Here is a 13,749-nt window from a genome sequence, read left to right as displayed (position 1 = left end):
GCCGATCGTGGCCGGAACGATCCCTTAAACACACAAGAGAAGCTAACAGCCATGTTCCGATTTCTGCTTGTGCGCATCGCATCCGCCATACCCGTACTCTTCGTGCTGAGCGTCGTCACGTTTGCGATCATTCAGGCGCCGCCGGGCGACTACAGCGACTATATCCGTTCGCAACTGATCAACCAGGGCGGCGCCTCCTTTGAGGAAGCCGACGCCCAGGCCCAGGCCTACAAGATCGCCAACGGCCTCGATAAACCGATGCCGGTGCAGTACGTCAATTGGATCACGGGCATCCTGACGCGCGGCGACTTCGGCCATAGCCTGTTCTACAACAAGCCGGTGGCGGATGTGGTCGGCGAACGGCTGCCGCGCACGCTGGCTCTGGCGCTCGTGTGCCACATCCTCGCATCGATCATCGGCATCACCTTCGGCATCCTGGCTGCCACGCGGCAATATTCCTGGATCGACAGCCTGCTGTCGGGCATTTCCTTTCTGGGCATGACGGTGCCACGTTTCCTGATGGCACTGATCATCGTCTATGTCCTGGTCTTCCATTTCAACGTGACCGAGATCAACAGTTTCCATTCCGCCCGCTACGGCGGCGCGCCCTGGTCCTGGGACAAGTTCGTCGACCTCCTGACGCATGTCTGGCCGGTGATCGCCATCGCCACCTTCGGCGGCCTCGCCTACAACATGCGCGTGATGCGGGGTAATCTGCTCGATACGCTCAACGCCCAATATGTCGAGACCGCCCGTGCCAAAGGGCTTTCGGAGGGTGCCGTCATCATGCGCCATGCCGTGCCGAATGCGCTGCACCCGCTGGTCATGTATCAGGGTGTCGTTCTGCCCTACATGCTGACTGGCGAAATCGAGACGGCGATCATCTTCGCCCTGCCGACCGTCGGGCCGGCGATCGTGGGCTCCATGTGGGTCGGCGACGTCTATGTCACCGCCACCTTCATGCTGGTGTTGTCGGCAACGCTCATTATCGGCAACATCATAGCAGACCTGCTCCTGGCAATGCTCGACCCGCGGGTGCGTCTTGGCGGAGGTGCACACGCATGAAGGCCGACGTTCAAGACATCATCGCCGCTCCCGCTCCGGCGCCTCATCACGGCAACGAAACCTATCTGGCGCTCGTCTGGCGCCGCCTCAAGCGCTCCTGGACCGGCATGGCCGGCCTCATTCTCGTCTGCCTCCTGTTGGTCATGACCATCTTTGCGGAGTTTTTCTCCCCCGTCGATCCGAAGCTCACCGGCGTTGCCTTCGCGCCGCCGCAGATGATCAGCATCACCGACCAGGACGGCAAGCTCGTCTGGCCGCGCACTTATCAAGTCGGCGAGGGCACCGAGCTCGATCCGATCACCTTCCAGCCGATCGTCGGGCCGGATTATGCCAATCCGAAGGACCTCGGCTTCTTCGTCAAGGGCTTCAGCTACCGGCTCTTCGGCCTCGTGCCAACCGACCGGCATTTCTTCGGCGCCGTCGATGGCACGCCGGTGAACTTCCTCGGCACCGACAAGTTCGGCCGCGATGTGCTGTCGCGCATCTTCCACGGCTCGCGCGTCTCCCTGATGATCGCATTGACGGTGGTTTTCATCGTCACCGTCGTCGGCACCACGATCGGCATGGTGTCGGGTTACTTCGGCGGACGCTTCGATGTCTGGATGCAGCGCTTCGTCGAGCTGGTGCTGGCCTTCCCGCAATTGCCGCTCTACCTGGCGCTGACGTCGCTGATCCCCGTGACGGCACCGACCAACGTCTTCCTTGCCTTCGTCATCTTCGTCATGTCGGCACTCGGCTGGGCGCAGATGTCGCGCGAGGTGCGGGGCAAGACGCTGGCGCTCGCCAGAATAGATTATGTGCGGGCGGCCATGGCGATCGGCGCCACCGATCGCCGCATCATCTTCCAGCACATCTTTCCCAACGTCATGAGCCACGTGATCGTTGCCGTCACACTGGCGATCCCGAACGTGGTCCTCCTGGAATCGTTCCTCGGCTTCCTCGGTTTCGCGGTCAAGCCGCCGCTGATGTCCTGGGGGCTGATGCTCCAGGACACCGCCACCTATTCCGTCATCGGGTCCTATCCCTGGATCCTGTCGCCCGTCGCCTTCGTGCTGATCACCGTCTTTGCGTTCAACGCGCTGGGCGATGGCCTGCGCGACGCCGTCGACCCCTATTGAGGAGGCGCAAATGGCACTTATGGATTTGAACTTGCTTGCCCCCGAACAGCGGCACGATCACGCCGCCGCCATCGGCTCCCCGATCATCGACGCACGTCATGTCGCGGTAAAGTTCAAGGTCGAGGGCGGCCTGGTCGATGCCGTGAAGGATGTCTCCTTCCAGCTCTATCGCGGCGAAACGATCGCGGTGGTCGGCGAATCCGGTTCGGGAAAATCGGTCACGGCCCGCACCGTCATGGGCTTGCTCACCAAGCGCGCAAGCGTGTCGGAGCGTTCGAGCATCGATTATGACGGCAGGAATGTCCTGAAGCTTTCCGATCGTCAGCGCCGGGCGCTGCGTGGAAACCGCATCTCGATGATCTTCCAGGAGCCGATGAGCTCGCTCAATCCGGTCTACACCATCGGCGCCCAGATCATCGAGGCAATCCGGGTGCATCAGAAACTGAGCCGCAAGCAGGCAATTGAGCGGACGCTGGAGCTTTTGCGCCAGGTCCAGATCCCCGATCCGGAAGCGCGCCTCAACCAGTACCCGCACCAGCTGTCGGGTGGCCAGCGGCAGCGCATCATGATCGCCATGGCGCTCGCCAACAATCCCGATGTCTTGATTGCCGACGAGCCGACGACGGCACTCGACGTCACCGTCCAGGCGCAGATCCTCAACCTCATCCGCGATCTGCAGAAGACGCTCGGCATGGCGGTGATCCTGATCACGCATGACCTGACCGTCGTCAGGCAGTTCTCCGACTACGTCTACGTCATGCAGAACGGCGAGGTTAAAGAGCACAACACCACCGCGGCGCTGTTTGAAAACCCGCAGCACCCCTACACCCGCCATCTGCTCAATTCCGAGCCGAAGGGCATCGCCAACCCGATGCCGCCGGATTCGGCTGCCATTCTGGAAGGCCGCTCGGTCCGTGTTTCCTTCATGTTGCGGGCGGGCGGTTTCTTCAAGCCGCAGCTCAAGGAGCTGGTCGCGGTCGACAGCCTGAGCCTGAAGCTCCACCGGCACGAGACATTGGGCCTCGTTGGCGAATCCGGCTCGGGCAAGACGACGTTCGGTCAGGCTCTGGTCAAGCTGCTGAGAGCCGAAGGCGGCGAGATCCTGTTCGACGGCGAGCCGATCCAGAACAAGAGCCGCGACGAAATGCGGCCGTTGCGCTCGCGCATGCAGATCGTCTTTCAGGATCCGTTCTCCTCGCTCAATCCGCGCATGTCGGTCGGCCAGATCATCGAGGAAGGGCTGATCGTCAACAGGCTCGGCGCCACCCGCAGCGAGCGGCTGGAGCGGGTCCGCGACGCGTTGAACAGTGCCGGCCTGCCGAACAATATCCTGTCGCGGTTCCCGCACGAGTTTTCAGGCGGCCAGCGCCAGCGTATCGCGATCGCCCGGGCGATCGCGTTGGAGCCCGAGTTCATCTTGCTCGACGAACCGACCTCGGCGCTCGATCTCTCGGTTCAGGCACAGATCATCGAACTGCTGCGCAAGCTGCAGGACGAGAAGGGACTGAGCTATCTCTTCATCTCCCACGATCTGAAGGTCGTGCGCGCACTTTGCCACCGGGTGGTGGTGATGCAGCACGGCAAGATCGTTGAAGAGGGGCCGGTCGAAGACGTTCTTTCCCATCCCAAGACCGCCTACACGGAACGGCTCGTCAGAGCCGCGTTCGAAGTGGCTGCCTAGCAAAAAAGAGGCATTTCATGACGAGACAACCCAAGATCACCTTCATCGGCGCCGGATCGACCGTGTTCATGAAGAACATCATCGGCGACGTGCTGCAGCGTCCGGCCCTGTCGGGCGCACGCATCGCGCTGATGGACATCAATCCGCAGCGACTTGAGGAAAGCGAGGTCGTCGTCCGTAAGCTGATCTCGACGCTCGGCGTCAAAGCGACCATCGAGCTGCACGCCAACCAGCGCAAGGCTCTCGACGGCGCCGATTTCGTTGTCGTCGCGTTCCAGATCGGCGGCTACGAGCCGTGCACGGTCACGGATTTCGAGGTGCCGAAGAAGTACGGCCTGCGTCAGACGATCGCCGACACGCTTGGCGTTGGCGGCATCATGCGCGGCCTGCGCACGGTGCCGCATCTGTGGAGCATCTGCGCCGATATGACCGAGGTCTGCCCCGAGGCGATCCTGCTTCAATACGTCAACCCGATGGCGATCAACACCTGGGCAATCGCCGAGAAGTACCCTCATATCAAGCAGGTCGGTCTCTGCCACTCGGTTCAGGGCACGGCGATGGAGCTCGCCGAGGATCTGAACATCCCTTACGAGGAGATCCGCTACCGCTCGGCCGGCATCAATCACATGGCGTTCTTCCTCAAGTTCGAGCACCGCCAGCCGGATGGATCCTACCGCAACCTCTACCCCGATCTTCTGCGCGCCTACCGCGAGGGTCGCGCGCCCAAGCCCGGCTGGAACCCGCGCTGCCCGAACAAGGTGCGGTATGAGATGATGACCCGGCTCGGGTATTTCGTCACCGAAAGCTCGGAACACTTCGCCGAATATACGCCCTACTTCATCAAGGAAGGCCGCGACGATCTGATCGAGAAATTCGGCATCCCGCTCGACGAATATCCCAAGCGCTGCATCGAGCAGGTCGAGCGGTGGAAGGGGCAGGCGGCCGCCTATCGATCTGCCGACAAGATCGAGGTCAAGCCATCGAAGGAATATGCCTCCTCGATCATGAATTCCGTCTGGACGGGCGAGCCCTCGGTCATCTATGGCAACCTGCGCAACAATGGCTGCATCACCTCTCTGCCCGACAATTGCGCGGCGGAAGTGCCGTGCCTCGTCGACGAGAACGGCATACAGCCAACCTTTATCGGCGATCTCCCGCCGCAGCTCACCGCACTGATCCGCACCAATATCAACGTGCAGGAACTGACGGTCGCCGCCATGATGACCGAGAACCGCGAGCACCTCTATCATGCAGCGATGATGGATCCCCACACCGCCGCTGAGCTCGATCTCGACCAGATCTGGTCCCTTACCGACGACCTGCTCGCCGCGCACGGCAACTGGATCCCGGAATGGGCGCGAAGTGCCAAGAAAGTTCACGCCGCGTAGCTTTTTCTCCCGGTCGCGCGGCGAGGAAACCCCGGAACCTCCCAGTTTCGGGGTTTTCCTTTGTTCGTTTACCTGCCGTGCCGAAAAGAAATGTGCGGACATGTCTTGCCGGGACAGGGGGGGATGATTGTCTTTTCACGAGCCTTGCCGCAGGTCGTTCAACGCCGAGGATTGACTCGAGGATACTGATTGGGTAGAGATGGGTAACCGTTAACCCAAAGGCTGCCCGTGACAACTTCGTTGAGCGACATTGCGGAACGCGCCGGCGTATCCATCAAGACCGTTTCGGGTGCGTTGCACGGCGGTTCGGCGCGGATGTCGGAACAAACGCGACTGCGCATCAAGGAGATCGCCGAGGAGCTGGGTTACGTCACCAACCTCGCCGCGCGTGGCATGCGGCAGGGGTGGATGCCGCTGATTGGCGTCGTCGCCGACGACCTGATCACCTCGCCGTTTGCCACCGAGATCATCCGTGGACTGGATGGTGCCGCCCGCGCCGCCGACATGGCGGTCTTTGCCATGACGCTCGGCGGCGGTCGCGATGTGGCCTCCGTGCTTGAGGAAGTGCGCCGCTTCCGCCCACGCGCAATTGCCTACGCGGCGATGTATCACAAGACGGTATCGCTGCCGGCGGAGTTCGCAGAGACGGTCGGCGTGATGATCAATTGCCGCGAGGCCAATGACAAGGTGACGTCGCTGGTGCCGGACGAGATCGGCGCGGCCCACGAGATCACCAGCTATCTGATCGAGGCTGGCCGCCGGAATATTGCCTTCATCAACCTGCCGGGGCTTTTGGCGGGAGAGTTGCGTGAAGCCGGGTTCCGGCGTGCGCTTGAGGAAGCAGGGCTTGACGCAGGTCGTGCCCGCGTGCTGCCGGCGGTCCGGCGGGCGATCTACAGCGACCGGGCCCATAGCCTTGTCCTTTCACATGTAACCGCGCTGATGGATGGCCCGGAGCGTCCGGATGCTATCCTTTGCGGTAACGACCGTGTCGCGATGGAAGTCTACGCAGCGCTGCGACGGGTCGGCGCGCAGATTCCGGATGACGTTGCCGTCGCAAGCTTCGACAATCAGGTGGACATTGCTTCCAGGCTCGATCCACCGTTGACGACCATGGCCCTGCCGCACCGTGCCATGGGCCGCCTGGCGGCAGACATTCTGCTTGCAGAAAATGCCGCCCCCGGCGAGGTGCGCAAACTCGCGTTCCAGTTGGTGGAGCGCTCATCCGTCTGATCATACTGAAAGACCAAACCCTGTGGAGGAGGAGTGACAATGATGGGTAAACGTTTACTTTCAATGTTGATGGCGTCGGTGGCCCTTGCGGCTACGGGCGTGAGCGCCGAGGCGAAAACCGTCCTGCATGTCATGCACCAAGGCGATCCGGGCTGGGTTTCGACCTATGGCGAGGTCGCCAAACGTTTCGAGGCGGCCAATCCGGATGTGGATGTCGAGCTGATCTACGCGCCGCACGATGCCTACAATGAAAAATTCAGCGCCGCGGTCATGTCCAAGCAACTGCCTGACGTCATGGAGCTCGATGCACCTTTCCTCGCCAACTATGTCTGGTCCGGTTATCTGCAGCCGATCAAGCCTCTGGTCGATCAGGATGTGCTCGATGACATGACCGCATCGAACATCGCCCAGGGCACCTATCCGATCGACAAGGATCTCTATGCGATCGGCCTGACCGATTCCTCGGTCGTGCTCTACGGCAACAGGAAGTATCTGGAAGCGATCGGCGCCCGCATCCCGAAGGCGGTGGATGATGCCTGGACGCAAGAAGAATTTGAAGGTTATCTCGAAAAACTCGCCAAGGTCGATGGCGTCAAGTGGCCGATCGACACGTTTCGCGGCTACGGCATCAAGACCGAATGGATCACCTACGCCTACGGCCCGATCCTGCAGTCGGCAGGCTGCGACCTGATCGATCGCACGACCTGGAAATCGACCGGCACCCTCGACAGCGACGCGTGCGTCAAAGCCCTGACGATGATGCAGACCTGGGTCAAAAACGGCTGGGTCGTGCCACAATCCTCGGGCACCAACCAGTTCTTCGCCGAAGGCCATCCGGCCGCGCTCGCGCTCGGCGGCCATTGGTTCTATGCGGAAGCAGCCGCTTCGATGAAGGACGACATCGTCGTCATGCCGCTGCCGAAGTTCGGACCGAAGGGCGCAAGCCCCAACGGTACCTGGATCTGGGGCATCACAACGGCCTCCGAGCATCCGGATATCGCCGGCAAGTTCGTCAGCTTCATGCTGAAGGACAAGCTTTATCGCGATTATGCGACGGCCGATTCCGGCTATCCGGGTCTTAAGAGCTTCGCGGCGGCATCGCCCTTGTACGACACCGGCGGTCCGCTCGCCGTCGCGTTCGAACAGGCGTCCAAGACCGCGGTCGCGCGCCCCCCGCACCCTGCCTATCCCGTCATCACGTCTGCCTTCATGCAGGCGGTGGATGAGATCTTCAATGGCGGCGACGCCAAGGCAGCGTTGTCCGCGGCCGCAGCCAAGATCGATGAGGACATCGAGGAAAACGACGGCTACCCGCCCTTCGACGAGCAGCAATAAACAACCGGAGACGGGCCACGATGACGGGGCCGCAAAGGATCTGCCGCCATCGGGCCCGTCACCGGCCCCGCATATTGATGTGACGAGGAGGAGAGTATGACATTGCAACAATCAGCCGAGCCGGCGGTTGCAGCGCGTCCCGCCTGGCGGCGGGACAAGAGCCGGCTGTTTCAGGAGATCGGCATGCTTGCGCCGGCGGTGGCGCTGCTGACGATTTTCCTGATCGTCCCGTTCCTACTGTCGTTCTGGACGGCGATGACCAACCAGCCGCTGGTGCCGCGGCCAACCCCTATCCGCTTTGTCGGCTTCGGCAACTTCCTGCGTATCTTTAGAGATGATCTGTTCTGGACATCGCTCTGGAACGTCTCGCGCTTCACCTTCTGGATCCTGCCGGTGCAATGCGGCCTGGCATTTGCCACCGCGCTGCTGCTGCACCAGAAGATGCCGTTCCGAAATCTCTTTCGCGGGCTGTTCTTCCTGCCTGCGATCACGTCGATGGTCGTCGTCTGCGTCATCTGGGGAACGCTGTTTCAGTACCCAACCGGACCCTTCAACCAGGTGATCGGCTTTCTGTCGGGCGGAACAATTGAACCAATCGACTGGCTCGGTGACCCCAACTGGGCGATGTTCTCGATCGTGCTGCTATCGGCCTGGCAGGCCTATGGCTTCCAGATGATCGTCTATCTCGCCGGTCTCCAATCCATACCGGACGAACTCTACGACGCAGCAAGGATCGATGGCGCGAACGCGCTGCAGCGCTTCTGGCATGTGACAATGCCGGGCTTGCGGCCGACCCATGTCTTCGTGCTGGTCATTACGACAATCCAGGCGTTCAAGCTCTATACGCAGGTTGCCATCCTGACCCAGGGCGGCCCGAAGAGCAGCACGGAGACGGTGGTCCATTACATGGTCCGGTCCGGCTTCGAAGAGCAGAAGCTCGGTTATGCCTCGGCCGTATCGGTCATTCTCTTTCTCATCGTTCTCGTTATCGCGCTGCTTCAGCGTCAACTTCTGAGGCGTTTCGATGTCTGATATCGCAATCTCCACACCGCAGGCGCAGATGACGCGCACCCGCTCGGCTGTCGGTTCGCTGCGCATCGTCCAGACGGCCTGCATCCTTGTGATCGCGCTCGTCATCGTGTCGCCCTTGTTCATGCTGCTGATCGCCAGCCTGAAGGACGATCGTTTTCAGATCCTGGCCGACATGGGGAGCTTCAGGGCGTTCTGGGTGTCCGATCCGACACTCGCCAATTTCGCGGAGGTCGGCAATTTCTCCGGCGAGCTCGCCTTCGGGCGCTATCTGCTGAACTCGCTGATCATCCTCGCGCTGACGGTCGGTTCGGGCCTGATCGTCAATTCCATGGCAGGCTTCGTTCTTGCCTGGGGCTCCGTGCGTGGGCGCGCGCTGATCCTGTCGCTGGTTATTGCTCTCTACGTGATCCCACAGGAAAGCATCATCATGCCGCTCGTCATCATGGTGTCGCGCGCCGGCATGGCTGATACATTCGCGGTACAGATCGTGCCCTGGATCGCCAGCCCGCTCTATATCTTCCTCTTCTACCAGTTCTTCGCGCAGCTTCCGAAGGAGCTCTTCGAAGCGGCGCAGATCGACGGCGCATCGATCTTCCGCATCTACCGGTCGATTTTCCTGCCGCTCAGCCTCCCGGCACTTGCCACCGTTTCGATCCTGATGGGGATCGAGAGCTGGAACCAGTATCTCTGGCCGATCCTCGTCACCCAGACCGATTACGCACGGCCGATCGCCGTCGCAATCGCCACGTTCTTCGGTCAGGACAGCATCTATTGGGATCGCGCCATGGCTGCATCGGTCTTGATGATGCTGCCGATCCTCGCCCTCTATCTTGCCTTCCAGCGCTGGTTCGTCAGTTCCTTCGTTGGCTCGGCCGTGAAAGGTTGATCAATGACAACGCATGCAAATACAGCTCCCGCTCAAGCCGGAGAAATCGAGACGATCAGCGCCGTCCTTGCGGATGCGACCACGATCCACATCTGGCTGAAGGCGACACGGACAGGAGCACCGGCCGAGATCTCGGCATCCGTGGCCAACCGCGAAATCAGCCGCCTGGTGGTTTCCAACGCTGACGAGTTCGAGCAGCGCAGCCTGCAGCTGGAGGAGGGCGGTCGAACCGTCCTCGCCTATGACCCGACCACAACGGCAGTCTCCGTTGCCTATGCCTTTCAGCAGCAGGATGTCCTCAGCAAAGGCGTCCAGATCCTGCACAGCAGTCGGGAAAATGCGGCACCGACAGTCACCGGCGGTTACCATTTCCGCCCGCCCTTCGGGTGGATGAACGATCCCAACGGGTTTGGCCGCTTCGGCGATCATGTCCATCTCTTCTACCAGCACTATCCGCACAGCCTGCGCTGGAACACCATGCATTGGGGCCATACGGTATCTGACGACTACGTTCATTGGCGACACCTGCCGATCTTCCTGTTTCCCTCGGCGGACCTTTCGGTGCGCGCCGATGGTCGCGGCGGGGCATTTTCGGGCTCGGCAATTCCGCTATCGCCGAGCGAACCCGGTATCCGGGTCTTCTTCACCGAGCAGGTCAAGGATCGGGAGCCCGAGGAGCAGATCCAATTGACGGCCGTGTCGCGGGACCAGATCACGGCTGGCGCCGAAGAGATCATTCTTCCTGAGCGACCGGCTGGTCTCGACTTGACGCTCGACTTCCGCGATCCCTATGTCTTCAAGGGCCCGGACGGTCGTTGGCAGATGCTGATCGGCAGCCGCGACCGGGCCGGCGGCGTCGTTTTGCTCTATGAAAGCGGCGATCCGGACGGCGCCTCAGACTGGACCTTCATCGGCATTCTGCACCGGGAGGACCGGTTCGGGATGACGGCGGCAGAGTGCCCTTGCATCGTGCCGCTTGACGGGCCGGCCGAGGATCCGGAAACGCGCTGGGCTCTCATCTTCGGGTTGCTGACAAGCCGCGACCCGAAATCGGGGCGCCGGAACATCACGGCTGCAACTGTCGGCCGCTTCGATGGCCGCACGTTCGTCAAGGAGTTCGAGCAGGAGCTGGATTTCGCAACCGACGCCTATGCTTTCCAGGCATTCGTGGATCGATCCGGGCCGGTCGGCATCGCCTGGCTTGCAAACTGGACCGAGGTCTCAAAAAAGATCGACTTTCCAACGGCAATGACGCTGCCTCGCCAGCTGCTGCTGCAGCAGGGCGCACTGCTGACGCCCCCGGTCGAAACAGTCGCGACGCTGCGCCGGGACCTGATCGATGACAGCAAACTCAAGGGGCAGGAGCCTGTCAGCCTCGGTAACGGGGCGGTCGAGATCATCATCGAACTCGCGGCGCCGGGTGCGGCGTTTCATCTCGAGCTTGATCATCCGGCCGTCGGCCTCGGCGTGCAGCTCGGCCCGGAGGGCCTGGTCATCCACTACGACCCGCCGAACGGCAAGGAGACGCCGCGCTACATCGCCGTCGGTGCGAAGCCGTCGACGCTGCGTATCTTCCTCGATGTCGGCTCCATTGAGGTCTTCGCAGACAACGGCCGCTGGACGGGGACGAAACGGTTGCCAGGCTTCACCGGCGTGCGCTCGGCACGCCTGTCAGCGCCGGCGGGCAACATTGCCGCCGCCACGATCTGGCAACTCGAACTCTGATTGCGCAAGGGGAGGAATAACCATGGCATCTGTCACCATCGAACAGGTTAGAAAGCAATATGGCGCCGTTCCTGTCATTCACGATGTCTCCATCGACATCGACGATGGCGAGTTCGTCACACTTGTCGGCCCCTCGGGATGCGGCAAGTCGACATTGTTGCGCATGCTTGCCGGTCTCGAAGACATCAGCGGCGGCGAGATCCGCATCGGCGGCCGCGTCGTCAACGATATCGCGCCCAAGGAGCGCGATATCGCCATGGTTTTTCAAAGTTACGCGCTCTATCCGCATATGACCGTGGCCGAGAACATGGGATTCGCGCTGAAGCTGAAGGGCCAGGACAAGGCCGCGATCCAAAACCGCGTAAAGGAGGCGGCCGATATCCTGGCACTCGGACCGTTGCTCGACCGCCTGCCCAGGCAGCTTTCCGGCGGTCAGCGCCAACGCGTGGCGATGGGCCGTGCGATTGTCCGTCATCCCCAGGTGTTTCTGTTCGACGAACCGCTGTCGAACCTCGATGCCAAGCTACGGGTGACCATGCGTGCCGAAATCAAGGATCTGCACCAAAGGCTGAAGACAACGACGGTCTACGTCACGCATGATCAGATCGAAGCGATGACAATGGCAGACCGGATCGTCGTCATGCGTGGCGGCGTGGTCGAGCAGATTGGCCGGCCGCTGGACCTCTATGACCGGCCCGTAAACACCTTTGTCGCCACGTTCATCGGCTCGCCCGCCATGAACCTTTTCAACGGCTCGATCGTGGATGGGCGGTTCGTCACCGATGACGGCAAGGCGCTTCCGCTGCCGCCCGGCTACTCCGGCGGTGCTGCGCGCACCTATGGCATCCGCCCCGAGCATCTGGCCATCGCCGAGAGCGGCATTCCAGTGACCGTCGGCGTGGTGGAGCCCACCGGCGCCGAGACGCACCTGGTGGTCAAGCTTGGCGCTTTAGATACGACATTGGTCATCCGCGACCGTGTCGATGTTCGCCCCGGGCAGCCGGTGGCGATCGCCCCTGATCTGGCGAAGATCCACCTCTTCTCGGCGCAAGGGGCGCGATTGAACTGAAACAATGGATTTCGTCCATTGCGGATTTTGACGACAGCCTGCGCGCAACGCGCCACATTGCGCGCAGGCGTCGCTTCTCATTGGCTAGACCGGAGATTGGCGGCTCGCGCGAAGCGCGCCCAATTCCGTTACCTGATACGATTACCATCATCATCGAACAGGAATGACCGCGATGCAGCGATGCCGATGGCCAAGGTCTCGCGACTTGCGATTTTGCGGACATCAGCGTGTTCGATGATGATCCGCTCGCTGTCGGAGACATGAGCATAGACATAGCTCGTATTGCCGAGGTGCTCTGCAACATCGACCTCGACGGCGAGTTCCGCATCACCTTTTTCCTGGGCAAGAAAATGTTCGGGCCGAATTCCGAGGGTGACTGCGTCACCCGTGGTGACCGACGTCGATGCAATGGGAAGGGTCAGCGCAACTTCGGGCTGGCTCGTCAGTGCCACGGTCACATGGCCGTCCGCGACGGTGGCGACGCGGCCTTTAAGAAAGTTCATCCGCGGTGAGCCGATAAAACCGGCAACAAAGGTGTTTGCCGGGTCGTCGTAAAGCTCGAGTGGCGCGCCGACCTGTTCGACAACACCCGACCGCAGGACGACGATCTTGTCGGCGAGTGTCATTGCCTCCACCTGATCATGCGTAACGTAGATGACGGTCGATTTCAGTTCCTTGTGCAGCTTGGCGATTTCGACGCGCATATGCACGCGCAGTTCGGCGTCCAGGTTCGACAATGGCTCGTCGAACAGGAAGACGAGAGGGTTGCGCACGATGGCGCGGCCGATCGCGACGCGTTGCCGCTGACCGCCAGAGAGCGCCTTCGGCTTGCGATCGAGGAGCGGTTCAAGCTCAAGGATGCGCGCCGCGTCGTTGACCCGGCTATCGATTTCCTCCCTCGCCATGCCGGCGAATTTAAGCGCGAAGCCCATGTTCTCGCGCACCGTCATGTGCGGATAGAGCGCGTAGGACTGAAACACCATGGCGATGCCGCGCTTGGAGGGATCGACATCGTTCATTACCGCGCCGCCGATGGTGAGCTCGCCGGAAGAGATGTCCTCCAGCCCGGCGATCATGCGCAGCAGCGTCGACTTTCCGCAGCCCGATGGGCCAACGAAGACGACGAACTCTCCGGCCTCGATCGACAGATCGACACCCTTGATGATTTCGAGCGCGCCGAAGCGCTTGCGAATGTCGGTGAGACGGACTTCGGCCAT

The 13,749-nt window shown here is 61.5% G+C and carries 11 protein-coding genes; 10 read left to right on the top strand and 1 reads right to left on the bottom strand.

Features of this window, described 5'->3' with window-relative positions; all coding sequences use genetic code 11:
- The first annotated feature begins 51 nt into the window (after positions 1 to 51).
- The 10 genes from BC363_RS09035 (at position 52) to ugpC (BC363_RS08990) (ending at position 12,532) form a co-directional block, all read left to right on the top strand.
- The gene (locus BC363_RS09035) at positions 52 to 1,065 is read left to right on the top strand and encodes an ABC transporter permease (protein WP_065782087.1); all 1,014 of its coding nucleotides are present in this window, start codon (positions 52 to 54) and stop codon (positions 1,063 to 1,065) included.
- Positions 1,062 to 2,183: an ABC transporter permease gene (locus tag BC363_RS09030; RefSeq protein WP_065782089.1), complete on the top strand. Its 1,122-nt coding sequence runs from the start codon at positions 1,062 to 1,064 to the stop codon at positions 2,181 to 2,183. The genes BC363_RS09035 and BC363_RS09030 overlap by 4 nt, the downstream gene beginning before the upstream one ends.
- A gap of 10 nt (positions 2,184 to 2,193) precedes the next feature.
- Positions 2,194 to 3,864, top strand: coding sequence for an ABC transporter ATP-binding protein (locus tag BC363_RS09025; RefSeq protein ID WP_065782091.1), 1,671 nt, complete (start codon positions 2,194 to 2,196; stop codon positions 3,862 to 3,864).
- A gap of 17 nt (positions 3,865 to 3,881) precedes the next feature.
- A complete protein-coding gene (locus BC363_RS09020; protein WP_065782093.1) occupies positions 3,882 to 5,252 on the top strand; it encodes an alpha-glucosidase/alpha-galactosidase in 1,371 nt (456 codons plus the stop codon).
- Between the two features lie 228 nt (positions 5,253 to 5,480).
- Complete coding sequence (locus BC363_RS09015; RefSeq protein ID WP_065782095.1) at positions 5,481 to 6,485, top strand: LacI family DNA-binding transcriptional regulator; 1,005 nt, start codon at positions 5,481 to 5,483, stop codon at positions 6,483 to 6,485.
- 42 nt (positions 6,486 to 6,527) lie between these two features.
- On the top strand, positions 6,528 to 7,820 hold the full coding sequence (locus BC363_RS09010; protein WP_065782146.1) for a sugar ABC transporter substrate-binding protein: 1,293 nt from the start codon (positions 6,528 to 6,530) through the stop codon (positions 7,818 to 7,820).
- 96 nt (positions 7,821 to 7,916) lie between these two features.
- Entirely contained in the window at positions 7,917 to 8,852 is a 936-nt protein-coding gene (locus BC363_RS09005) for a sugar ABC transporter permease (RefSeq protein WP_065782096.1), read from the top strand.
- Entirely contained in the window at positions 8,845 to 9,738 is an 894-nt protein-coding gene (locus tag BC363_RS09000) for a carbohydrate ABC transporter permease (protein WP_065782099.1), read from the top strand. The genes BC363_RS09005 and BC363_RS09000 overlap by 8 nt, the downstream gene beginning before the upstream one ends.
- A 3-nt stretch (positions 9,739 to 9,741) precedes the next feature.
- A complete protein-coding gene (locus BC363_RS08995) occupies positions 9,742 to 11,463 on the top strand; it encodes a beta-fructofuranosidase (RefSeq protein WP_065782101.1) in 1,722 nt (573 codons plus the stop codon).
- A gap of 22 nt (positions 11,464 to 11,485) precedes the next feature.
- The gene (gene ugpC / locus BC363_RS08990) at positions 11,486 to 12,532 is read left to right on the top strand and encodes a sn-glycerol-3-phosphate ABC transporter ATP-binding protein UgpC (RefSeq protein ID WP_065782102.1); all 1,047 of its coding nucleotides are present in this window, start codon (positions 11,486 to 11,488) and stop codon (positions 12,530 to 12,532) included.
- A gap of 128 nt (positions 12,533 to 12,660) precedes the next feature.
- Here the strand turns inward: ugpC (BC363_RS08990) and ugpC (BC363_RS08985) are convergent, their stop codons facing one another.
- A complete protein-coding gene (ugpC, locus tag BC363_RS08985) occupies positions 12,661 to 13,749 on the bottom strand; it encodes a sn-glycerol-3-phosphate ABC transporter ATP-binding protein UgpC (protein WP_065782103.1) in 1,089 nt (362 codons plus the stop codon).

The sequence above is a fragment of the Ensifer sp. LC384 genome, from assembly GCF_001695865.1.
Lineage (GTDB): Bacteria > Pseudomonadota > Alphaproteobacteria > Rhizobiales > Rhizobiaceae > Ensifer.
Note: the sequence above shows the minus strand (reverse complement) of the source record. Positions and strands in the feature narration are given on the sequence as shown.

Excerpts from the sequence above, each read along its gene's own strand:
- BC363_RS09020 (WP_065782093.1), top strand. The coding sequence starts at position 3,882 with ATGACGAGACAACCCAAGATCACCTTCATCGGCGCCGGATCGACCGTG.
- BC363_RS09025 (WP_065782091.1), top strand. The coding sequence starts at position 2,194 with ATGGCACTTATGGATTTGAACTTGCTTGCCCCCGAACAGCGGCACGAT.
- ugpC (WP_065782102.1), top strand. The coding sequence starts at position 11,486 with ATGGCATCTGTCACCATCGAACAGGTTAGAAAGCAATATGGCGCCGTT.
- BC363_RS09030 (WP_065782089.1), top strand. The coding sequence starts at position 1,062 with ATGAAGGCCGACGTTCAAGACATCATCGCCGCTCCCGCTCCGGCGCCT.
- ugpC (WP_065782103.1), bottom strand. The coding sequence starts at position 13,749 with ATGGCCGAAGTCCGTCTCACCGACATTCGCAAGCGCTTCGGCGCGCTC.
- BC363_RS09000 (WP_065782099.1), top strand. The coding sequence starts at position 8,845 with ATGTCTGATATCGCAATCTCCACACCGCAGGCGCAGATGACGCGCACC.
- BC363_RS09010 (WP_065782146.1), top strand. The coding sequence starts at position 6,528 with ATGGGTAAACGTTTACTTTCAATGTTGATGGCGTCGGTGGCCCTTGCG.
- BC363_RS08995 (WP_065782101.1), top strand. The coding sequence starts at position 9,742 with ATGACAACGCATGCAAATACAGCTCCCGCTCAAGCCGGAGAAATCGAG.
- BC363_RS09035 (WP_065782087.1), top strand. The coding sequence starts at position 52 with ATGTTCCGATTTCTGCTTGTGCGCATCGCATCCGCCATACCCGTACTC.
- BC363_RS09005 (WP_065782096.1), top strand. The coding sequence starts at position 7,917 with ATGACATTGCAACAATCAGCCGAGCCGGCGGTTGCAGCGCGTCCCGCC.